Here is a 23,783-nt window from a genome sequence, read left to right on the forward strand (position 1 = left end):
CGCGCGCAAGGTGCGCCGGCGTGAGTTATTCCGCAACAGAAAACCGCACTTTTATTCAGCTTAACGGCAAAAAATGTTACACTAACGCCATTCTATCTAGCCCGAAAACCAATAAACGACCGTATGCCGAATCAAACCTTAGCGATTGCGCAATATCCCCGACTATTAGCCGATAAACAACATAAACTCGCTGAATTACTTGCGCCGTTTTCTGCCCCTGCGCTGGAGGTGTTTGCTTCCGAGCCTGAACATTATCGTATGCGCGCCGAATTTCGCATTTGGCACGACTTTCGTACTGACAATAAAGGCGAGCTGTACCATATTATGTTCGATCCGCAAACCAAACAGCGTTATCGGGTCGATCAATTCCCGGTCGCCAGCCGTTTGATTAACCGCATGATGGCGGCGATTATTCCGCTGCTACAACGGCAACCGCACTTGGCGCACAAACTGTTTCAGATTGATTATCTCAGCACCCGAAGCGAAAAAATTATCGTCAGCCTGTTGTATCACCGCCAATTGGACGAAGAATGGCAACAACAAGCGCAAATTTTGCGCCAAACCCTGCAACGGCAAGGTTTTGATCTGCAACTGATCGGGCGCGCCAGCAAGCAGAAAATCTGCTTGGAACAAGACTATATTGATGAAGTACTGACCATCAACGGGCGTGATTACACCTATCGCCAAGTGGAAAACAGCTTCACCCAGCCGAACGCCGGCATTAACGTGAAAATGATTGAGTGGGCGCTTTCCTGCACGCAAGGCAGTCAGGGCGATTTGCTGGAGCTTTATTGCGGCAACGGCAACTTTTCCGTGGCGCTGGCGCAAAATTTCCGCAAGGTGCTGGCGACTGAAATCGCCAAACCGTCGGTGGCGGCAGCTCAGTTCAATATTGCCGAAAACCGTATCGACAACCTGCAAATTATCCGCATGTCGGCGGAAGACTTCACCCAAGCGATTAACGGCGTGCGCCAATTCAACCGTTTGCAAGGGATTGACCTCAGCGCTTATCAGTGCGAAACCGTGTTGGTCGATCCGCCGCGCGCCGGATTGGACGAAGAGACGGTGAACATGGTGCGGCAATATCCGCGCATTTTGTATATTTCCTGCAATCCGCATACCCTGTGCGGCAATTTGCAAACCCTGTGCCAAACGCACCGCATTAAACGGGCGGCGTTGTTTGATCAGTTTCCTTACACCGAACATATGGAAAGTGCGGTTTGGTTGGTTAAGATCTGATGGGCATTCAACTATTGTGCGAAGACGCAACCAAACAAGCCGAGTTTGACCGCACTTGCTCCACTTTACATTTAACGCATGATCCTGCGGCAATTTTAGCCTTAGTGCAAACCGCCGAACGGCTGGAATTGCGCAAACTGGACGAGCCGAAGCTGGGAGCGGTGGCGGTGGATTTCATCAACGGCGCAATGGCACATCGGCGCAAATTCGGCGGCGGACGCGGCGAAGCGGTCGCCAAAGCCGTAGGGATTAAACAAGGTTTTTTGCCAACGGTGATTGACGCTACTGCCGGACTGGGGCGCGACGCCTTTGTGCTGGCGGCAATCGGCTGCCAAGTGCGGTTAATCGAGCGCCATCCGGTGGTCTTTGCATTGCTGCAAGACGGCTTACGGCGCGGCTACCAAAATGCGGAAATCGGCAGTTGGCTGCAACAAAACATGCGCTTACTGCCAATCAACAGCCTGACCGCACTTTCGCCTGCCGCAGATAGCGCCGATGTGATTTATCTCGATCCGATGTATCCGCATAAACAAAAAAGCGCCTTGGTTAAAAAAGAAATGCGGATTTTTCAGCATTTAGTCGGCGCCGATTTAGACGCCGATCAACTGCTCGCCCCGGCACTGCAATTGGCGCACAAGCGCGTAGTCGTAAAACGCCCCGACTACGCCCCGTTCCTAGCCGAACAAAAACCGCACTTCAGCCAGAAAACCAAAAACCATCGTTTTGATGTGTATATGGGATTGGGGTAAGATAATTTATTATTCGAGCTGCGTTAGCGTTAAGGAAGGAGCATGAAAAAAACAATCTGTCTAAATATGATTGTCAAAGATGAAGCGAATATTATTCAGGATACATTAAGCAATATTATTCAGCATATTGATCTTGATTATTGGGTTATTTCCGACACCGGCTCTTCCGATCGCACCGTCGAAATTATTACGGATTTTTTTGCTCAGCATAACATTCCGGGTGAAATTTACCATCATGCTTGGGTTAATTTTTCATATAACCGTAATTTGGCATTAGAACAATGCCAAGGCAAAGCCGATTATGTTTTTATTTTTGATGCCGATGATCGTTTTACGGGCACATTTACTTTACCGGACTTAACCGCCGACAGTTATTATTTTTTAATGTCCAATCAGGGGACTGATTATCAACGCCCATTGCTAATTAAAAATAATCGGCAATTTTTTTGGCGTAGCGTGTTACACGAATTTTTGGAATCCAAACAACAAAATCCTTCAAAAGCGTTTATTAATGGCGACTACCATATTATTTCCGGGCGCTTTGGCAATCGCAGCCAAGATCCGAATAAATATCTGAAAGATGCTAAGTTGTTAGAGACGGCTTATCAGCAACCCGACGATGAGGATTTAAAAGCGCGATATGCCTTTTACTGCGCTCAATCTTACCGTGATGCGGAACAATATGACAAAGCCATCGAATGGTATCAGCAACGGATCAATCTGGGCGGTTGGATCGAGGAAGTCACCTGTTCTTATGAAAATCTCGGTATTTGTTACGAAAAAAATCATGCTTATCAAACTGCCATTTATACTTGGCTAGAAGGGTATGATTATAATCCGAAGCGGATCGAATGTTTATATAATGCAGTGCGTTTATTACGTATCCAAGGGAAATGTAAATTAGCCTATCAACTTGGGTTAATTGCCAAAAACATTCCATTTCCACAGAATGATATTTTATTCGTTAAAAAATCCGTGCATGATTTTTGGATCGATTTTGAATTGTCGATTAGTGCTTATTACGTAGATGATTTTAAATTAGGCTATGACTGCTGTAAAAAAATCTTATTCTCCAATCCCGAGCCACATATCAGAGATATCACCATTAATAATTTAAAATTTTATCAACGACAAGCAGCGCAAGATTCAAATTCTGAGGTACAAAAATTATTAAGCACACTAAACGAAAATCTATCTCCGCAAAATAATACAACCGGCACCGCCATTATCAACTATTTAACCACATTATAAACGCAAAAAACGAGCCTTTCCCTCCCCATTTTTCTTTCGAAAAATGGTACTCCCTCCGCATGCGGAGGGAGAGAAATAAAAAAAGCCGTGTTAATCAACACGGTTCAAACCGATAACAACGTCTATGTTTCAGATCCTTTCTCTCCCTCCACATGCGGAGGGATGGAAATAAAAAAACCGTGTTAATCAACACGGCTTATCTTTTGAATTGCGGCTTATTTTATTGCCGAAATGACTACGCGGCGGTTTGGTTTTAAGCAGTCGCGCAAGGCTTTCCCTTGTTCCGCTTCGCACGCCGCTACTTGATCCGCTTTGCCGCGCCCGATTGCCGTGACCGCACTTGGCGCGAAACCGTTTTGTACGAAGTAGGCTTTCACCACATCGGCGCGACGCTGTGAAAGTGCCAGATTATAGCTGTCCGATCCCAGACGATCGGTATAACCTGAAATTTCAACCGCTTTCACGTTCTGTGCTTTTAAATTTTTGATAACGCCGTCAAGGGTCGCTTTGCCGTTGGCATTTAAATTACCCGCATCAAAATCAAACAGAAAATCACCGGATAATTCATATTGATTGTTACAGCCTTGCGGTTTCCAGAAGAATGATTGTGCGTTCATCTCTTTGTCGAACAACACCTTATATTGGCAGATTTTGTGCTCGCCGTTTTGACGGTAGTTAAACACATAATCCCATTCGCGCACCGCAAACAGCCCTTCCGCATAGTGCGGTCTGCCAATCAGGTAATACAGCTGATCTTTGTTCATCCCTTTTTCGATCATGCGCACGTTGTCCCAATTCGGCCAAATGCCGTATTGCGAGCCGCTGAAATTCACGCCGGCGTCTTCAATTTCAGGAAAGATCGGATTATCGGTTGTGCCGTCTTGTTTGACATCGCTTAAATTCCCGCAAGCGGCTAATAAAAATGCCGCCGCCAACGGAAATGCTTTTTTTATTGTGTTTTTCATTATTCTCATCCTTATTGTTATAGGGGCGAATCCGCCCCTATTATTTTACTACCACTGATAACCCACGCTGACCGAACCGCCGACATCACCTTGGCTGGTTGACATTCCGCTCAGTTTAACCCCGATTTTACCGTTGTCGGAAACACGCGACACCCCGATTGCCAACGCATTCTCACCCCGGAAAGTCCCCGCGCCAACTGCCACCATTGAGTGACCCGGCAGATAGGCTTGATACAAACCGGCGGTCGCCAAGGCACCGGCAATACCGGCACGGGCTCTGCCGTCAACTTCATTAATACGACCGTTCAAGGCGTTACCCATTGATTTCACCTGACCAACCGTCGCCGCGTCGTTATTTTCAACACCGTCAGCAATATTGGTAATGCGGTTGCCGCCATTGTTCAAACCGTTTGCGGTTAAGGATACATCACCGTTTGCACCGCCTTTCACCCGAATACCCGCTGTCGACATGGTGGTATTACCCGTGGTGATACTGGTAAATTCCGGCGTATCCGTCATGCTAATTGTCAAGGTGTTGCCACTCACTGCGGTCTTAATATTATTACCGCCTTTCACATTCACCGTATTACCCAACTTGGCTTCATAACTGCCTTCATCACCGGCAAATGTGATCGGTTTCACCACTTCACGGTTAAAATAATTCAACGCACCGCCGACGCTATTGGCTGTCACCGTCGAACCATCGGTTTTAGTGATAGTATAAGTCGGTGCCGTCACGTTCCCGTTGGCATCCACTGTCGAACCACCGCCCAATGCCGTCGCAACCGCGTTGGCGGTATTATGCAGCTGCCCTGTGGTCGCCACATTGTTGCTGCCAGCGCTTACTTCAGACGGTTTATTAATGCTCACGCTATCGAGCGTAAGCTCTTTCGCCAGATCAAAGGTTACATTGTTGTCGGCTTTGCTGATCACAATATTCTTATCGCTATTGTTCAGATCTACCGTAGCTGCCGGTGCGATATTCCCTGCATTAACACCGTTATTGACCGATAAATTCCAGCCTTTTCCGGCTTGTTCTGCCGCAGCATTGGCTTGATCGTTAGCCGCTTTAATCGCAGCGTCAATCGTGTTTTGCCCCGTACCGCCAATATTGTTATTGGTATAAGTACCGGTTGCGGCATCATAAGTGGTTGCTCCGCCGATAAGATTTTTCACCCCCTCGGCTTGATTAAACAACTGACCGCCATTAACCGCATCTTTGCTGTCTTTTGCGACATTGCCGTTTGCTACATTCGTGATTTGTTTGTCACCGGCATTAATACCGTCGGTGCTAATCTTCACATCACCAACGGTTAAACCTGTGGTATCTAACTTCACGTTATCACCGGCGGTAACGCTGTTCACACTAATGTCATCATTCAGCTTCACTGCAAACGTGGTCGTTTTAACACCATCGGCATTCGTAACTTCTGTTGGTGTGACCGTAATTGAACCGCCATTTTCTGCAGTAACCACGCTCTTATCCGCATTAACGGTATAAGTTGCACCACCATTAAGACGCTCACCTTCTGTTTTCACATTCGTATTTTCGCCGGCTTTAACGACTACTCGACCATAAGCAACGCTATCAATAATGGCGTCAGTCAACTGACCTAAATTCACGGCATCACTATCATTCACCGCATTCGCAACATTCTGAATTCGATTACCACCGTTATCTAAGCCGTTTTCAGTTAAACTTACCGGTGCTTTATTCGGATTTGCAGAAGCAATTGTCATACCTTTCGCATTGATAACATTGCTAAAACCATCATTATCCACAAAAGTCGCACTGCTGAGATTTTGCAGATTACGTGCCATTTTCAGCACCAGATCACCGTTTTCATTATCCACACGGATATTTTTATCGGTTACTTCCGCCTCTTCCGCAACATTGCCCTTAATGGTTAAGGTTTGGTTTAAGGCTTTCGGGATCACCTCGCCGACATCGCCTTTAAATTTCAAACCGTCATTCAATGTCGCGATCTCGTTTCCGCCAACCGTTAAGCGCGGTTGGGTTGTACCGTCTGCGCCGTTTAGACCCGGTTTGCCGTCTTTCACCCCGATAGTCGCCGTTGCACCGTCTTTGCCGTTCAAGCCGATGGTGCCGTCGGCGCCGTTCAGGCTGATACCGTCTTTGCCATCGGCACCTTTGATTGCCAATGCACCGGCTTCGTCATCGTTACCGATAGTGATGTCTTTGTCTAACGCAATTTTATAATCGGTTACGCCGTTATCATCTTTTTCGCCGGCAGTCACCGTAATCCCGTTACCTTCGGATACCGTGGTTTTTTCTGCATTTACGGTGTAAGTGGTAACCTTGCCGTCAGCACTGGTGCTGTTATCAACCGTGACATTTTTACCGGCTTCAACCACCGCACTTTTCTCGTTATCTGCGATGTTTTTCGCCAAGGCGTCTAACTGGTCTTTGTTGACCGCGTCTTTGCCGTTCACAGCGTCAGCCACATTGCTAATCGTTGTGCCGCCTGCGTTGATACCGTTTTTATCGATTGCAACTTTATCGCCAACTTTCAGCGCTTCGGTAGCAATATTCGCCAAATCCGTCAGGTTTTTCGCCAACTGAATCGCAATTGAGCCGTCTGCGCTGCCGATGGTTTTGATGTTGTTCGCCGTGGTTTCATCGGTCGCACCACCGGTAATGCTCAACACTTCAGCCGGTTTACGCGTGATAATGGTGTCGTTATCCCCTTTAAATTGGGCGGTGTTGTTTTGGATCGCATTATAAACATCGCCGCCGTTGACCGCACTTTTGCTGCCTTCGGTTACACTTCCGCCATGATTAATGGTCACACTGTCAAACGCAACCTCTTTTGCCGTCGAGACTTTAATATTGCCGTTCTCGTTGGAAACCACGATATTGTCACCATTGACAAAGTTCACACTGTTATTTTTTTGATCCACCGTTTTCACAGCCGTGCCGTTCACTTGCGCCGTCCAAGATTGAAGTGCGCTGTCGGCATTTTTCAGGCTTGCTTGGGTTTCCGCATTTAAACCTACCGTAATTTGCTTATCACTAACTGCGGTTTCTACGCCGTTGTGCCCAACCACATCAAAACGCTTACTGTCATTATTGATCACAATACCGTCCGCTTTGGCTTGTGCGTCTGCGCCGACGGTAAAGTCGCCTAATTTGTTACCGGCAGCCGTTTCAACCGCGTCTAATTGTTGCTTGTTAACCGCATCGGTAGGGTTTTCTCCGTTCGCGACATGAGTAATGGTATTGCCGCCGTTGTTTAATCCGTTATTGGTTAAACTCACCGGATTATTTGCACCGCCATTGATCGTCACGCCATCATTATTAAGCGCAGTATTCCCTGCGGTAACGCTCGTTGCTTTAACATCGCTAAAGGTTGGCGCCGCCACCGTTGCGACAGTAATATTATTGCCGTCACGGGTGATGTTAATATTGTCGCCATCAACAAACCGCACGGTATCACTGGCTTTAACCGCACTTGCTTCATCGCCATTGGCTTGTAGCTTCCAGGTTTGATTTTGCAAGTTAGTGATGTTATTCGCATTGGTCGTTACATTTTGATTGGTGGCAAACAACTGACCGCCATTCACCGCCTCTTTGCTGTCGGCGGCAACCGCACCGTCAGCCACATTGGTAATTTTGTTATTGCCGTTGTTTAAACCACTGCTGGTCAAACTCACCGGATTTTCACCATTGGCAATCGTAATACCGTCGCTATTCACTTTGGTATCACCGCTAGTCACACTATCCACCGTCAAATCTTTTGCCGTCGAGACTTTAATATCGCCGTTCTCGTTAGAAACCACGATATTGTCACCGTTGACAAAGTTCACGCTGTTATCTTTCTGATCCACCGTTTTCACATCGTTGCCGTTGACTTTCGCCGTCCATGATTGAAGCGCACCGTCTGCCTTGGTCAAACTATCTTTAGTCGCTTGTGACAAACTGATCGCATAGTCAGTCACATTGTTTGCTTTGTCTTCCGTTGGCGTTGCCACTAAACCGCCGCTATCTGCTGCGGAAACCGTTGATTTTTCGGCATTCACAGTATAAGTCGTCACGTTGCCATCAACGGTTGACGTAACAGTGGTGTTGTTGCCTTGTTTGACAACCGCACTTTTCTCACCGGCTGCGATGTTTTTCGCCAACTCGTCCAACTGCGATTTGTTTACCGCATCATTTGCCTCTGTACCATCGGCAATATTGGTGATTTTATTGCCACCGTTGTTTAAGCCACTATTCGTCAGGCTAACCGTGTTCGTTGGGTTATCTGCGGTTGGCGCATTAATGGTCACACCGTCAGTACTCATTGTGGTATTGCCCGTAGTGACGCTGGTGACATTTAAATTTGGGTTTAATGCCAAAGCAATGCCCGTTACGCTGGCGGTTGTCGTAATATTGTCATCACCAGTTATTGCAACCGTTTCACCCAATTTTTTAACGCCGGTCGTGGTATTGTTATCCGCCGTAAACGTTAAGCCTTTGTTGGCAATATCGTTCGCTGCCTCAGCACCTTTCTTAATCTCCGCTTTCGTCTCATCGGTTAAATCCAGTGCGTAATCCGTCACATTTGTGGTGTTATCTTTCGCCCCTTTCGTGACTTTAACCGCACTTTCCTCCGTTGCCGAAACACTGGCGCCGTCGGCATTCACGGTATAGACACTTTGCCCGTCCGTCCCTTCGGTTTTCACGACAGAAGCCACATTTGTTCCCTGGCTAACTTCAGTTTTCGCTGCCGCCGCCGCTTTTTGCACATCACCGATATTCGCCGCATTATTGGCATTCGTACCACCACTGGCAACATTGCTAATCGTTGTGCCGCCTGCGTTGATACCGTCTTTATTGATTTCAACTTTATCGCCGACTTTGATTGTTTCCGTCGCAATACTGCTCAACCCGGTAAGGTTTTTCGCCAATTGAATCGCAATAGAGCCGTCGGCATTCCCTACCGTTTTGATATTATTCGCCGTGGTGTCGCCTGTTGCTCCGCCGGTGATACGCAACACTTCCGTCGGTTTACGCTTAATCACAGTATCGTTATCCCCTTGGAATTGGGATTCGCTATTTTGAATCGCGCGATAAACATCACCTCCGTTGACCGCACTTTTGCTGCCTTCGGCAACATTTCCACCCTTATTAAGGGTCACACTGTCAAAGCTAACCTCTTTTGCCGTCGAGACTTTGATATCGCCGTCTGCTTCGGCAGTGATTTCAATATTGCCGCCATTCACAAAATTGACGTTCGCGTTATCTTTATTCACCACTTTCGCTTCCGCACCGTTCACTTGCGCCGTCCAAGATTGAAGTGCGCTATCGGCTTTAGTCAGGCTTTCTTTGCTCGCGTCTGACAGATCCACTTTATAGTCGGTTACATTATTCGTATCCGGCGTAGCGGATGTTACTGTAACCGCACTTGAACCGGCTGAAGTTTTGGCGCCATTTGCATTGACAGTGTAAACGGTTTGATTGTTATCACCCTTGCTCTCCTCCACTGAAGCAACGTTAGTGCCGGCTTTGACCTCACTTTTCGCTGCCGCCGCCGCTTTTTGTACATCGCCGATGTTCGCCGCATTGCCGGTCACATCACCGCCACTGGCAACATTCGTAATCTGATTGCCACCGTTATTTAACCCGGTGTTAGTCAAACTGACATTATTGGTTCCACCCGTGATTGTCACGCCATCATTATTAAGCGTAGTATTCCCTGCGGTAACGCTATCCACGTTCAATGCTTTGTTTAGTGCAATTTTCACCCCATCTGCGCTTGCCGTGGTAGTGATATTGTTATCGCCATTAACTGCAACTTGGCTGCCCAACAGTTTTTCATCGGTGCTGCCACTGTCGCCAGTAAAGGTTAAGCCTTTGCTGTCAACTGCCTCTTTGGCGTCAACGCCTTTTTTGATGTTATCTTTGGTGGTTTGGGTTAAGTCCAGCGCATAATCAGTGATGTTGGTGCTGCTGTTTTTCTCGGCTTTAGTCACACTGACCGCACTTCCTTCTGCCGCAGAAACACTAGCGCCGTCGGCATTCACGGTATAAACCGTTTGTTTATCCGCACCGGTTTCTGATGTCACTGACGCCACATTCGTACCGGCTTTGACCTCACTTTTCGCTGCCGCCGCCGCTTTTTGTACATCGCCGATGTTCGCCGCATTGCCGGTCACATCACCGCCACTGGCAACATTGCTGATAACTTGGCTATTCGCATTAATGCCGTCTTTGCTGATGTAAGTTTTGCCGCCAACATTCACACCTTTGTCGTCCAACACCACTTGGTTCGCACCGGTGCCGACAGTGGCTTTATCAAAGCTCACTTCTTTTGCCGTGGCAATGGTAATGTTGTTACCGTCACGGCTGATATCGATATTCTCACCGTTAATAAACTGCACCGTATCGTTAGCTTTAACCGCACTTGCTTCATCGCTATTCGCTTGTAGTTTCCACGTTTGATTTTGCAAATTAGCAATATCGGTTGTGTTATTGTCCGCTTTAGTTTCAACGGTATCCAACTGCGACTTGTTCACTGCGTCTGTGTCGTTCACACCTTCAGCCACATTGGTGATGGTGTTGCCACCGTTGTTTAAGCCGGTATTAGTCAAACTCACCGGATTTGTACCATTAGCAATGGTAATTCCGTCATTATTCACAGTGGTGTTGCCGGTTTTCACGCTGTCAACCGTCAGGTTTTTGCTTAGCGCCAAGGCAATACCTGTCGCGCTGGCAGTTGAGGTAATATTCTCATCACCTGTCACTGCCACTGTTTCACCCAGCTTTTTAACGTCGGTTTTGCTATTGTTGTCGCCGGTAAAGGTCAAGCCTTTGTCTGCAATATCAGTTGCAGCTTCAACACCTTTTTTGATGTCTGCTTTAGTGGCGTCAGTTAAATCAACTGCGTAATCCGTCATATTCGTAGTGCTATCTTTCTCGCCTTTGGTCACTTGAACCGCACTTCCTGCGGAGACACTTGTGCCATCAGCATTGACGGTATAAGTAGTTACCGTGCCGTTGACCACTGGATCATTTACCGTGACATTATTGCCTGCTTGCACCACAGTGGTTTTGTTTGCCGAGTTAATCGCATTTGCCACATCCGTTGCCGTCGCAAAATTATCACCTGCATTTTGTGCACTGACATCGCCATTATCCGCTACGGTGAAACCCGATTTATTCACCGCATAACTGACGGTTGAAGTGCCATTCGCAGTGTTCACCGCCGCAGTCGTGCCGCTGCCATTCACAAAATTCACCGTATCGCCCGGCGCCACTTTTGATGACGTGCCGCTGTTAGCTTGAATATTCCAGCCTTTGCCCGCCACTTCCGCAACTGCATATAACTGGCTACCGTTGATCGCGTCCGTTGACGTCGCCGTGATACGACCTGCCGCCACATTTTGAATTTGACGTTCTGCGCCGACGCTGCCGACACTGAATGCATTTTTAGGTGCATTACCGGCAAAACCGCTATAATTGATACCGTTGACGGTGGCGCTGCTCACTTGTGTAGCCGCGATCGTTGTCGAGTTTTGACCAATGGCAACATCGCCGGCGGTTACCGCTGCCTTAGCATTCTCACCGATAGCGACCGAAGAAGCATTACTGCTTGCTTTCTCACCAATCGCAACACCACGTATAGCAGCATTAGACGCTTCACCGATCGCGATTGCACTCGTTCCGCCGGTCGTACTGTTGCTCCCCATGGCAATGGCGTTAGTGCCGGTTGCACTGGCGGAATTTCCCAGTGCAATCGACGCAGCACCTGCTGCTTTGGCACTACTACCGACTGCGACAGAGTTGGTGGCGGTTGCACCCGAAGCATAACCTGCGGCTACCGAATTAGCACCGCTGGCAGTTGATGTATTCCCTAACGCCAGAGTATTTCTATGCTGCGCTTTAGCATTATTACCCACTGCGGTAGACGAATCATTCGTCGCCTGCGCACCTGCACCAACCGCAGTTGCATAATTGCCTGTTGCGCTCGCCGCCACACCAGCCGCCAAGGCGTCCGTGCCGGTCGCCCCTTTATTATCGTAGTTACCGGCGGTTTTGTCAGTGCTGTTCACACTGTAGAAATGGGTTTTTGCCGCTGCAACCGCACTTTGCACATCACCGATATTGGCAGCATTGTTGACATCGTTGCCTCCGCTGGCGACGTTAGTTATCGCTTTATTACCGGCGTCGATACCATCTTTGTTGATTGCTACATTGCCCCCTGCGGTCAAGCTGTCGAAAGTAACATCTTTAGCGGTAGAAACTTTAATATCACCGTTTTCATTGGAGATCACAATATTATCGCCATTAACAAAATTCACACTGTTTTTATCTTTGTCAATGGTTTTAGCGGTTTCACCGTTCACTTGCGCCGTCCAAGATGACAGGGCTGCATCGGCTTTTTCCAATGAGCGTTGTGCTTCTTCGGTTAAGCTCAATTCATAGCCGGTAATTTTATCGTTTTCGTTGGTGTTGGTTTCCAATAATAAGCCGCTGTCGGCTTTCACGCTAACCAAGACTTTTTCCGCATCCACTTGATACGTGGTGACATCGCCAACGGTGTTTGATCTCACGCTGGTATTTTTACCGTCAACCACGTTAACGGTTTTTGCCGCCTGTTGTGCCACTTTCTTTAATTGCGATACATTCACAGCATCGGTATCGGCTTTGCCCTCGGCCAAGTTAGTGATTGTTTTGTTGCCCGCATTAATGCCGGCAACAATCATGCTTGGTCCGTTGGTAATGGTGACGCCATTATCATTCATTAAGGTGTTGCCGGTTTGGACGCTGCCTTTTACACCAAGATTAATCTTTTCAGCTAATTTAATGTTTAAGCTATTATTATTTATATTGCTTACGACACCGATATTGTTATCGGTCAACGAACCTGTTGCGCCACCGTTCACTTCTAAGGTTTGTCCTAACGTACGCTGAATGTCAGTACCGCTGTCTCCCGAGAATGTAAGCGGTTTGTCTGCCAATTTTTTTAATTGCGCCACGTTCACAGCGTCAGTGTCGGCAGAACCTGCCGCTAAATTGGTGATTTGACGGGTTTGACCGTTGCCGCCGATAGAGACGGCTGCCGTTGTTGCGCGCCATGTTGCATTCGTTGCGGTTGAGGCGGCTGATGTGAGCGGATCATAACCGGCTGAGCCCGCCGCCCGATTGGCAACACTGCTTGAACCCAAGGCAACGCCGCCTTCAACGGTTGCGCTTGAACGGGAACCCAAAGCGACTGCTTGTGTTGCCGTTGCGTCACCGGAAAGGGCAATGGACTCCGTACCGACAGCATTCGCCAACAAACCTAATGCTGCGGAAAAACTGCCGCTTGCACTGGCATCAGTCCCCAATGCAATCGACTGATGTCCGGTTGCAGAGGCTTTATGACCGATTGCCGTCATTGAAGTTACACTGGTATTTGCGCCTTGCGCTTTCGCATCTGTACCAATCGCAATACTGTTTGGTGAAAGTGATTGTGCATCACGTCCGATTGCAGTGGTGTTCTTTTGTGCAGATCGGGTTCCTTGACCGATCGCAATCGCATCATCACCGGTGGCGCGGGAATTTGTACCGACCGCAATGGCATCGGCGCTGGTTGCCCGTGTTGCCGTTCCCGTTGCTAAATTACTGGTGGTTGCGGTTGAAGAACCGATTGCAATTGCACGGTTTCCGCTTGCCTGTGAAGAATGCCCGACCGCAAACGCATTATTGCCGCTTGCAGTGGCTACATTACCAAGTGCGGTTGAATAATTGCCGGATGCCGTAACCTGACGACCAATGGCGATTGCCGTATTGCCTGAGGCGTTATTTACCGTTCCCAGGGCGACGGCCGATGTACCAGTCGAGGTGTTCGCCAAACCCAGTGCGGTGGCATAAAAACCGGTGACATCATTATTGTTACCAAATGCAAATGCCATTGTACCCTCTTCACCAGCAACCCCGGCAAGGTTGTTATAACCGACTGCGGTACTGCCGGCGTAGGCTTTACTGTGTTCGCCGATGCTGACAGCAGACGGTTTCATGCCGGTTATCATTGTTCCAGCCTCATCTGTATCGCGAAATGCTACTGAATTGCCATTTGTACGATCAGCAATCAATTGAACAGGACCAAAATTTGAAGAATAAGCATGTGCCCCAATCGAAATATTAGCGCCTTGATTAATGGTCGGTGAAACAGCGCTATCGGCTATGGCTTGTGTTCCGATCGCAATCGCTGCCGCTGCATACGACTGCGCCGCCCAGCCCATCGCCACTGCATTTGCGCCGCTGACGCTGGTATCCGAGCCGATAGCCACACCGCCGGTCGTATTTGAGACTTTGGCATTCCAGCCCAACGCAGTTGCACCGCCGGAGGCTTGTGCGCCTGCGCCGATAGCGGTTGCCCCTTCGGCACGTCCGTTATCTGCGGCGACGCCTTTTGCACCTGCACCGATGATGGTCGAATTGTCGCCACCGCCCGTTACTTTTGAGGCTTGATTCACATCCGTGCCACCACCGATAACCACGTTATTGTCATTGTCACTCGCACCGCTACCGTTCTCCTGATACGCCAATGCATTCGTACCGAATAATGCCGTTGTAATCGCAATAACTGAAACCTTTAAGTTAAAAATGAAATGAGAAAACAGCCCGCGGCGATTGGTCGCACTTTGATTCGCACTGCCGGTTGATTCCGATGTGCTTTTGCCTTGTGTTGTCGTCAATTCAGACACGACAACCATTTGCTGTGTGTTTTTATTCCAAATAACTCTATAGATTTTATTCATTACTTTTCTTCGCCTCTTTTGATTATTTTCATTACTTCTATTCGATTTAACAATATTACAAATAGACTACAAAATTTTGACGCGCGAATTAAATCATAGCGTTAGATAAATTCAAAATAAATTTACACTTTTATTTTCATAAAAAATCTATTAATCACAATAAAAAAGATCACGATACGTTAACACTCTTACTTGACCGAAGGTTGAAATTCATCAGCTCGGATTGCTTATTTTTACATCAAATATTGATAAAACAAGGCTTTTTCCGATCATGAAAAAACACCCATATTCCTTTTTGGAATATATCGGGGGGGGGGGGGGGGTGAAATAGTTATAAGGATAATGACGGTTATTTATTTTACCTATCATAGTAATCGATCACGTTGACCCAATTTTTATGACAATTTAGCTTGAGTTGACCAAACAAAAAACCGCACTTGCTTAATTAAATAGCAAAGTGCGGTTGGAACCATTTAGAAAGTGGTTAAGCTAAAAAGTGATCTAGAGGGTATTTTTGTTTGGCAAGTACGATATTGAGGACGTGCAATTCATCTCCCGCAATTTCATAGACAACGCGATATTTGCCTAATTTGGGGAACAGTTCTCTTGTGCCCGGGATTAGACCTTTAACTCCCATTTCAGGCTGTTCGCTCGCGAATTCAATCACAGCATAAATCTCAGCTATAATTTTATCCGCAATAACCTCGCCAATAAAGTTATCAACTGCTCATCAATTCGCACTAAATCATCATAAGCCGTTTGAGTGATATACACTTTCATTACGCTGTTTTTTCGACCAACTGCAGTTTTTCACGTTCAATACGCTGTTTACGCAACTTATTTTTAACGTCATCTAATGTCATTATCCGTTTTGCCGTCACATCAGCTCTGGCATTTTCTACTTTGGCACTTAGCCATTGAATATATTCTTTGTCCATTCTCTCTCCATTAGGGGCTATTGAACGTTGTTGATATTATAGACCACATTATGTTGTTTTCAATCAAACAGACAAAAAACCGCACTTGCCGTTTTAATGGCAAAGTGCGGTATAAATTTGAACAAGTCAGCAAATTATTTTGCTGAAATCACCACTCGGCGGTTTGGTTTTAAGCAGTCGCGCAAGGCTTGCCCTTGTTCCGTTTCGCATACCGCCACTTGATCCGCTTTGCCGCGCCCGATTGCCATGACCGTACTTGGCGCAAAGCCCTGTTGCACAAAGTAAGCCTTCACCACATCGGCGCGACGCTGCGAAAGTGCCAGATTATAGCTGTCCGATCCCAGACGATCGGTATAACCTGAAATTTCAACCGCTTTCACGTTCTGTGCTTTTAAATTTTTGATAACGCCGTCAAGGGTCGCTTTGCCGTTGGCATTTAAATTGCCGGCATCAAAATCAAACAGAAAATCACCGGATAATTCATATTGATTGTTACAGCCTGCCGGCTTCCAAAAGAACGATTGTGCATTCATCTCTTTGTCGAACAACACTTTATATTGGCAGATTTTGTGCTCGCCGTTTTGACGATAGTTGAACACATAATCCCATTCGCGCACCGCAAACAGCCCTTCGCTAAAGTGCGGTCTGCCGATCAGGTAATACAGCTGATCTTTGTTCATGCCTTGTTCGATCATGCGCACGTTGTCCCAGTTCGGCCAAATGCCGTATTGCGAGCCGCTGAAATTCACACCGGCGTCTTCGATTTCAGGGAAGATCGGATTGTCGGTTGTGCCATCGGCTTTAACATCACTCAGGCGACAACCCGCTAATGCCATTGCGGCAGCCAGTGGCAACAGATATTTTGCTATATTTTTCATCATGTTCTCCATTTTATTATTCGGTGAGAAACCGCACTTCGCCTGTTTTATGCAAAGTGCGGTCAGATTTGTTACCACTGATAACCCACGCCAACGCCGCCGGTCAAATCGCCGCGACTGTTGTGAGAAGCATTCAGTTTCAGAATCACTTTACCGTTATCGGAAATACGCGATACCCCTAACGCCACCGCATTTTGCGATTTATGCGCGCCGCCGGCAACCGCCACCATTGAGTGCCCCGGCAGGTAGGCCTGCGGCAAACTTGCCATTGCCGCTGCGGTTGCACCCACGCCGTCAATGTCTTTCGCCAAGCCGTCAACTCGGTTACTCAGGTTATTCACATTTCGATTCATCGCATGTAACTGACTACCGTTAACCGCTTGTTTCGAGGTTGCCGAGATTTCACCGTCGGCAACATTGTTGATGGTTTGGTTGTTGGCGTTGATCCCGTTGCCGTCGATATAGGTTTTCTCTCCCACGTTATAGCTGTTGGCGGTCACGCTGGTAAAGGTCGGCGTATCGCTGATTTTCACCTTGATATTGCCTTTGCCGTCAGACTCGGTCGCGATATTTTTACCGTCCCCATGAATATTAACCGCACTTCCCAAGGTCGCCGCATACGCCGTGCCGCTGTCGGCACCGAAAGTGATCGGTTTGATCACTTCGTTGTTCAATGCTTTCAATGCCGTGCCGACATTGTTCGCCGTGGTGGTTTTACCGTCGGTTTGGGTGATCACATAACTTGGCGCCGTGACTTTGCCGTTTGCGTCAACTGTTGCCCCGCCACCCAATGCATTAGCAACCGATTGCGCCGTGCCGTGCAACTGATTGCCGTTAATCGCGTCGCTTGAACCCGACGCGACGTTGCCGTCGGCAACATTGGTCACAACCATTGGTTTTTCGCTGACAATTTTCACTTTCGCCGGGGTTGCCGGAGTCAGGGTGATCGTGCCGTCGGCATTGGTTTGTGAGCTATAGAAATGACCGCCGACATTGGTCAATGAGTTGCCATTGGCGTCCAGATATTCCATCGGCAGACCGACCACGTCAATTTCATAGCTGTAATTACCGTCCTGATCTTTGGCTACCGCAGACACTTTGCTGTTGGCGCCGTGTTTCACCGTCACCGTTTCGCCGGAAACCGCACTTGGCGCTTGCGCTGGATCTTTTTCCGTATCACCGTCCGTTGCCAACTGCCATTCTATGCCTGCGCTGGTACCGCCTGTGGCGCCGGTAGCACCTGTTGCGCCTGTTGCACCTGTTGCGCCGGTTGCACCTGTTGCGCCGGTTGCACCTGTCGCGCCGGTTGCACCGTCAGCACCCGCCGGACCTTGTGGTCCGGTTGCGCCGGTTGCCCCAGTATCGCCTTTTTCACCTTTCATCACTTTCGCGCTAATGGTGATTCCTTTGCCGTCTTGAGTAATATCAATATTATCCCCGGCAATAAAGTTTAACGTGTCGCCCAATTTAACCGTTTCAAACGCTGCGCCGTCAGTATAACTTGCTGAACTGGTGCCGCCATTATTACCGACCGTAAACCGCCAGCCGCTGTTGATTACCGCAAATAGTTGACTACCATTAATTGCGTCGGTGCTATTCGCTGAAATCAGCCCCGGCGCGACGTTTTGAATGCGGCGGGTTTGTTCGCTGCTGCCGATACTCAACACGCCGCCGACATTATCGCCACCGGCAAAGTTCAAGCTTAACTTGTTGATATTTGCTGAAGTATAAGTCTTATCAATGCCTTTGGTGGTTGTATCGGCTGCCACAAACGCTGCTTTGTTGCCTAAGAATACCGAATTATCGGTTGTAACCTTAATATCGTTCCCCAAGGCAAAAATACCCAGTTCATCGGTTGTTGCATTAGGCGCTCTCAACAATGCATTATTATTCCCGATAGCGTAAGAATTGGTAGTTTCGATAATGTTTGGATCGCCAATCGCACCGGAGTTTTTGGCTTTGACAACATTGCCTAAACCAATCGAAATGGTATTTGCTGCCAAGGCTTGAGCCCCTTTACCGATAGCGATGGCGGCATTTCCACCCACTTTGGTGTCATTACCAATCGCCACCACATCATCAACACTTTCGGCAATATCATCAGCATCTTTACTGCTGTTAAAGCCTAGAATAATGTTGCCAGTTGCTGCGTCTGCAGTGGTGCCTTTCAGCACATGGTTGTTACCTATTAAGATGGTTTGTAGCGCATTTTCCACTTCATTATGGCTGCCGGTAATGCCGGTGTGTGCCACATTTTTAGCGGTGTTTTCATAGCCGTTAATGGTGTTAAAGGCACTGAAGATCGTACCATTCAAGGCGTTTTCTAATTTGGTATTGGTGCTATCTAACGCTGCACCACCGGTTCCGCTTAAGCTGTTACCGATACCGTTGATAGTGGAAAGAATAGCATAATCGGCAGTGTTGCCACCGCCCATAATACCAACTGAACCTAAACGGTTTTCGGTAACGTATTGTCTTAATGTTTCAGATAATTCTTTAACTGATCCTGCCGTAATATTAGGGTTTACCGCTAAGGCAACATTTGCACCAAAAATAGAAAAATTAGTTGCAAATGAATCGATAATCAAAGAACTATTTGGTGTTAAATAAGAATTGGTAATCTCATTACCCGCACCAAAAATTAATGCGCCATTGCTCTTATTTACGCGGTTAGCCACCCCAACAATACTAGATGCTAACCCAGAATACATTAAGCCATTAGCCGGATGAGCTGTTGCAGGAACCGCACTTCCATCGACACTTAATACGCTCAAGTCTTCTGTAAGCGGTTCATTGGCTTCAATACTATTGAGCGAACCGGTAATGGAGGAGCCAAAACCTTGAATGGCTGCACCTGCATTATGTAGTGCATTAGCTCCTCTTGTATAAGCATTGCCAGCCCAGCTAGCGGTCGGTTTATCAAACGCTTTAGAAATCACGTTAAACGAACCGTTGATACTGGAGAAATTAGCAGAGTTGGTAGAGTTGTCCCCCACTGTGGTTGCGCCAACGCCGGTGATCACATTGTTTGATATCCAATCTGCCGTGCTGAGATCAATATCACCGATTTGACCACGATAATCGCGGTTACCAATATCAATGGTGGAAATCCGTGCGTGGGTATCTTGCCCGATAGCAATACCGCCTGCCAAATTAGCTTTCGTACGTCCGAAAGTGACGATCGCTTCATGATTGCCGTTGGTCATCACATGGGAATAGGCATTGGTACCAATGGCTATCCCATTAGTCCCCGCACCGCCGTCCGGAGTTACTTTTGCGCCGTTACCAATTGCCAAGGCATTCACCAAAGTTGCCGACGCTTTTGTCCCTATCGCAATCGCCCCGGCTTTGGTTGCGCCATCATTTTTGCTATTTGCTACATCTGTTGCCGGATTATTTACCGACAGATATTTCAGCGTGCTACCTGTGGCGGCAGTAGAAATATTTTGTGCTAAAGCGAAAAGTTGTGAGCCGTTTACTGCGTCAGTTGAGGTTGCAGAAATCAAGCCCGGTGCCACGTTTTGAATGCGACGGGTCTCATCGGCTTTGCCGACACTCACCACACCAACCACATTCGTACCACCGGCAAAGTTTAAGGTTTTGCCTGTTACCACCGTGGTATCACTGCTATAAGCATTATCAGTACCTTTGGTTGTTGCTGCTGGAGCCACATAAGCAGCGTTATTGCCTAGGAATACAGAGTTGTCGGTAGTTTGTGTAATGTTGTTACCAAAAGCAAAAATGCCTTTTTCGTTGCCGTCAATTCGTGCCAACGTATTGTTGTTACCGATGGAATAGGAATTAGCGGTATTGATTGTGCTTGGATCACCAATTGCCCCGGAGTGATTGCCACTGACTTTATTACCAAAACCAATCGAAATCGACTGTTTACCTGTGGCTTCCACACCCTGCCCGATCGCAATAGACTCACTGGCAACCTTAGTTTCATTACCAATCGCAACCGCATTTTTCACTTCAGCCTCGTCAGCCAGCGTGATGTCATTTCCTAAAACAATCGTACCGCTGATCGGGTTGCCGTCAGAACCTAAGACTAAATCATTCCCCATTGCCAACACGTCCGTCGCGCTGTGGACAATATTGTCATTACCGCTGACTAAAGAGCGGTCAATGCTGTTGACGGTCAGATTGCTACCCGTAATTGAAGAGTCATTCGAGGTATTCACGCTATTGTGCATACCGATCACTAGCGTATCTTTACCGTTATCTAAGCTGTTGCCAGCACCGATTAATGCGGTTTGCCCTAATTCTGTGCCATTAGTCGCCAATATACGCGCCATCGTATCCATAGGGTCTTCAAAGATAGGCATTACGATTTTATCGTCAGCCGAATTGGTGAGAGTATTACCATAACCACTGACCAAGGCACCGTTACTGTTTTGCACAGTATTACCCGAGCCGGTCACCAGCACCGCAATGCTGTTAGTAGTGTCGGTACTGGCAGTATCGCCAACGGTGTTTTGCGAACCGTAAATATGTGAGAATGCCCCCTGACTGGCAAATGCACGTAGTCCTAAGAAACCGCCAGTTGTCGCACGTTGGTTAATCAGAATTTTATTGTTATTACCGGTAACGGTTGAATATAAGCCTTGTGTCGCGGCTTCATAACCGATCATGGTGCTACCGCGACGGAATGCACCGGTGTTGTTGCTCCAGTTACCCTTTGTGGCAGTCGTACCGATATGCACCGCTTCATTACCTGCATACGCAGTGTTACCGATTGCAATTGAGTTGGTTTGATTAGCATTTGCGCTCGTGCCCAAAGCAATACCGTTAGTTTCTGCCGCACTGTTGCGACCGATAGCAACACCGCTGTTGCCAAACACGCTCGCCTTGGTGCCGATAGCCACTCCGCTAGTAACGCCAGCTGTTGCGGCAGCATTGGCAGTATTACCGATTGCCACACCTTGTGAGGCACCTGCTTTGGCACTGTCACCAATGGCGAGTGCACTTGTGCCTGAAGCCTCTGCACTATTGCCAATGGCAGTGGCTTTGTCTGCGATGGATTTCGCTTTAGCACCAATCGCCACGGTTTGGTTTTTGCTGGCTAAAGAGTCAACACCGATGGAGATACTTTCGTTACGGGTGCTGACATTAGTTCCGTCGGTGCCTGCGTTTTTACCGACACTGATATTATCAGTACCTGTCACTTTATTACCGGCATTTTTACCGATTGCGGTATTGGTATTGCCAATAACATTTCTACCTGCTTCTTCGCCGATTGCGGCATTGGAATTACCGGTGACATTCATCCCTGCGTTCAAGCCAAGTGCGGTATTGAAATCCCCTTCAATATCGGTACCCGCATCTTTCCCCAGCACCATATTACTTTCACCGATAATACGGCTACCGGCATTCACCCCGGCGGCAAAGTTATCTTGCCCGGCGATATATTGCCCGGCACTGAAACCAAGGGCAATATTGTGTTCGGCGGAATCAACGGTTTCATTCGTTTTATGATTTGTACCAACACGATTCCCTGCCAGTTCACCAATGGAAACGTTGTGGTTGCCCACCAAGTTTGAACCTGCATTTTTACCCAAAGCAAAGTTATTGGCACCAACCGATTGTGGTTCATCTGGTTTTTGTGGATTAGGTCCGGTGTAACCTTTTACATTTTGCCCTGCACCGTCACCAAAGGCGTAGTTATAGCTGCCTGTTACATTTTTCCCTGCATCGTTACCAAATGCAAAGTTAGAACGACCATTGACTTCTTGTCCTGCTTTAGCCCCTAATGCCACGTTATCATCACCGGTGACGGTTTTACCTGCTTGTGAACCTAACGCATAGTTATAATGACCTGTTACACCTTGTCCGGCTTGAAAACCGGCGGCAAAATTAAATGAGCCTTTAGTGCCGCTGCCTGCACCTTGCATTAGGGAAATATTATTGCCACCGACTTGTGCTGTTTTATCTGCATTTTCATGCGTTCCCATATCTTGCCCAGCTTCTTCACCAAAGGCAAAATTGTTGCTACCAACAACGGTACGACCCGCTGATTTACCCATCGCAAAGTTACTGTCGCCCGCAACGTTAAAACCGGCAAGTTCACCAAGGGTGAAACTATGGGTTGCGGTTTGTCCGTGTCCTGCATTGGTACCAATAATAATAGAGTTAGAACCGCCCCAGCTATCTGCTGCTGCCCCCTCACCAATGATAATTTTTCTTGTTCCGCCAACTCCCGTAACATTGCCAAGAACTAGTGCATTAGTGATATTGGAATTTCCCAGTTCTCCTGCACTAATGCGGTTAGCCGTATTATCAATAGTCACCGCCGCAGACGCCACCGGGCTGAGGCTGAAACCGGCAAAAAACAAGCCGGACAGCAAAAGTGCGGTTCGGCTTAATTTTTGATTAAATTTTCGGATTGATTTCTCGGTTTGATTTGAATCGGAATGTGAACTACAACAATAACCGCTCGCCAATTCAGAGGCAACTACGCATTGTTGTGTCGTTCTATTCCAAATCACTCGATAAACTTTATTCATACAGTCTCCCAAACGCTCCATTAGAAATAAAATAAAAGTAAAAAACAAAATAATTTTGAAAATCAATTAAAACCTGACACTAATATCATCAGCATTTCACTTGCTTTATTATTAACCACCCACGGATATTTACAATATAACTCGGATAAAACTTACAATTAATTTGTAACTCATTATTTTAACTAGCAAAAAAAAAAGCATTTTTACCCCTAATTTCCGTACGCAAATAAAAAACAACATGATGAAAAACATAAATTGTAAACGAAAACCAAAAACAGACACGTCCGCCACACAAAATGACATAAATGACAATCAGTGGTGACTATTTCACTGACACTCCTTTTGACAAAATTAATGCGAAAGTGATATTGACGGACAATACTTTTGCCGACATCTTACTCATCGTGTACAAAAGACCGTGTTCAAGGAATGGACGGGAGGAATGTGTAGAGCAAATAGCAAATACCGCACTTTGCTAATCAAGTCGGTGCATTAACAATCCGTTATT

General features: G+C 47.4%; 9 protein-coding genes. 3 read left to right on the forward strand and 6 right to left on the reverse strand.

The features are described 5' to 3' along the window. The first annotated feature begins 123 nt into the window (after positions 1-123). The 3 genes from trmA to ACWA50_RS00105 are packed head-to-tail and all read left to right on the forward strand — an operon-like array spanning position 124 to position 3,239. The gene (gene trmA / locus ACWA50_RS00095) at positions 124-1,239 is read left to right on the forward strand and encodes a tRNA (uridine(54)-C5)-methyltransferase TrmA (RefSeq protein WP_431053202.1); all 1,116 of its coding nucleotides are present in this window, start codon (positions 124-126) and stop codon (positions 1,237-1,239) included. Then, on the forward strand, positions 1,239-1,988 hold the full coding sequence (locus tag ACWA50_RS00100) for a class I SAM-dependent methyltransferase (protein ID WP_431053204.1): 750 nt from the start codon (positions 1,239-1,241) through the stop codon (positions 1,986-1,988). The genes trmA and ACWA50_RS00100 overlap by 1 nt, the downstream gene beginning before the upstream one ends. A gap of 42 nt (positions 1,989-2,030) precedes the next feature. Continuing rightward, a complete protein-coding gene (locus ACWA50_RS00105; protein ID WP_431053206.1) occupies positions 2,031-3,239 on the forward strand; it encodes a glycosyltransferase in 1,209 nt (402 codons plus the stop codon). A gap of 215 nt (positions 3,240-3,454) precedes the next feature. Here the strand turns inward: ACWA50_RS00105 and ACWA50_RS00110 are convergent, their stop codons facing one another. From ACWA50_RS00110 to ACWA50_RS00135, 6 genes are all read right to left on the reverse strand, one after another. Continuing rightward, complete coding sequence (locus tag ACWA50_RS00110) at positions 3,455-4,204, reverse strand: OmpA family protein (protein ID WP_431053207.1); 750 nt, start codon at positions 4,202-4,204, stop codon at positions 3,455-3,457. Positions 4,205-4,252: 48 nt separating this feature from the next. Then, positions 4,253-14,953 carry an ESPR-type extended signal peptide-containing protein gene (locus ACWA50_RS00115; RefSeq protein WP_431053209.1) on the reverse strand — a complete coding sequence of 3,567 codons (10,701 nt, stop codon included), beginning with the start codon at positions 14,951-14,953 and terminating at the stop codon, positions 4,253-4,255. Positions 14,954-15,437: 484 nt separating this feature from the next. Beyond that, positions 15,438-15,620, reverse strand: a complete 183-nt coding sequence (locus ACWA50_RS00120) for a hypothetical protein (protein WP_449343108.1) — start codon at positions 15,618-15,620, stop codon at positions 15,438-15,440. A 112-nt stretch (positions 15,621-15,732) separates the two neighbouring features. Beyond that, a complete protein-coding gene (locus tag ACWA50_RS00125; RefSeq protein ID WP_431053211.1) occupies positions 15,733-15,891 on the reverse strand; it encodes a hypothetical protein in 159 nt (52 codons plus the stop codon). A gap of 134 nt (positions 15,892-16,025) precedes the next feature. Next, a complete protein-coding gene (locus ACWA50_RS00130) occupies positions 16,026-16,769 on the reverse strand; it encodes an OmpA family protein (RefSeq protein ID WP_431054254.1) in 744 nt (247 codons plus the stop codon). 71 nt (positions 16,770-16,840) lie between these two features. Further along, a complete protein-coding gene (locus tag ACWA50_RS00135) occupies positions 16,841-23,275 on the reverse strand; it encodes a YadA-like family protein (RefSeq protein ID WP_431053213.1) in 6,435 nt (2,144 codons plus the stop codon). Between the last annotated feature and the right edge of the window lie 508 nt (positions 23,276-23,783).

The organism is Testudinibacter sp. P17/SS/0325 (assembly GCF_053570765.1).

What these genes read in the sequence shown, in the direction of transcription:
- ACWA50_RS00105 (WP_431053206.1), top strand. Translation starts at nt 2,031, where the DNA reads ATGAAAAAAACAATCTGTCTAAATATGATTGTCAAAGATGAAGCGAAT.
- trmA (WP_431053202.1), top strand. Translation starts at nt 124, where the DNA reads ATGCCGAATCAAACCTTAGCGATTGCGCAATATCCCCGACTATTAGCC.
- ACWA50_RS00115 (WP_431053209.1), bottom strand. Translation starts at nt 14,953, where the DNA reads ATGAATAAAATCTATAGAGTTATTTGGAATAAAAACACACAGCAAATG.
- ACWA50_RS00130 (WP_431054254.1), bottom strand. Translation starts at nt 16,769, where the DNA reads ATGAAAAATATAGCAAAATATCTGTTGCCACTGGCTGCCGCAATGGCA.
- ACWA50_RS00135 (WP_431053213.1), bottom strand. Translation starts at nt 23,275, where the DNA reads ATGAATAAAGTTTATCGAGTGATTTGGAATAGAACGACACAACAATGC.
- ACWA50_RS00125 (WP_431053211.1), bottom strand. Translation starts at nt 15,891, where the DNA reads ATGGACAAAGAATATATTCAATGGCTAAGTGCCAAAGTAGAAAATGCC.
- ACWA50_RS00110 (WP_431053207.1), bottom strand. Translation starts at nt 4,204, where the DNA reads ATGAAAAACACAATAAAAAAAGCATTTCCGTTGGCGGCGGCATTTTTA.
- ACWA50_RS00100 (WP_431053204.1), top strand. Translation starts at nt 1,239, where the DNA reads ATGGGCATTCAACTATTGTGCGAAGACGCAACCAAACAAGCCGAGTTT.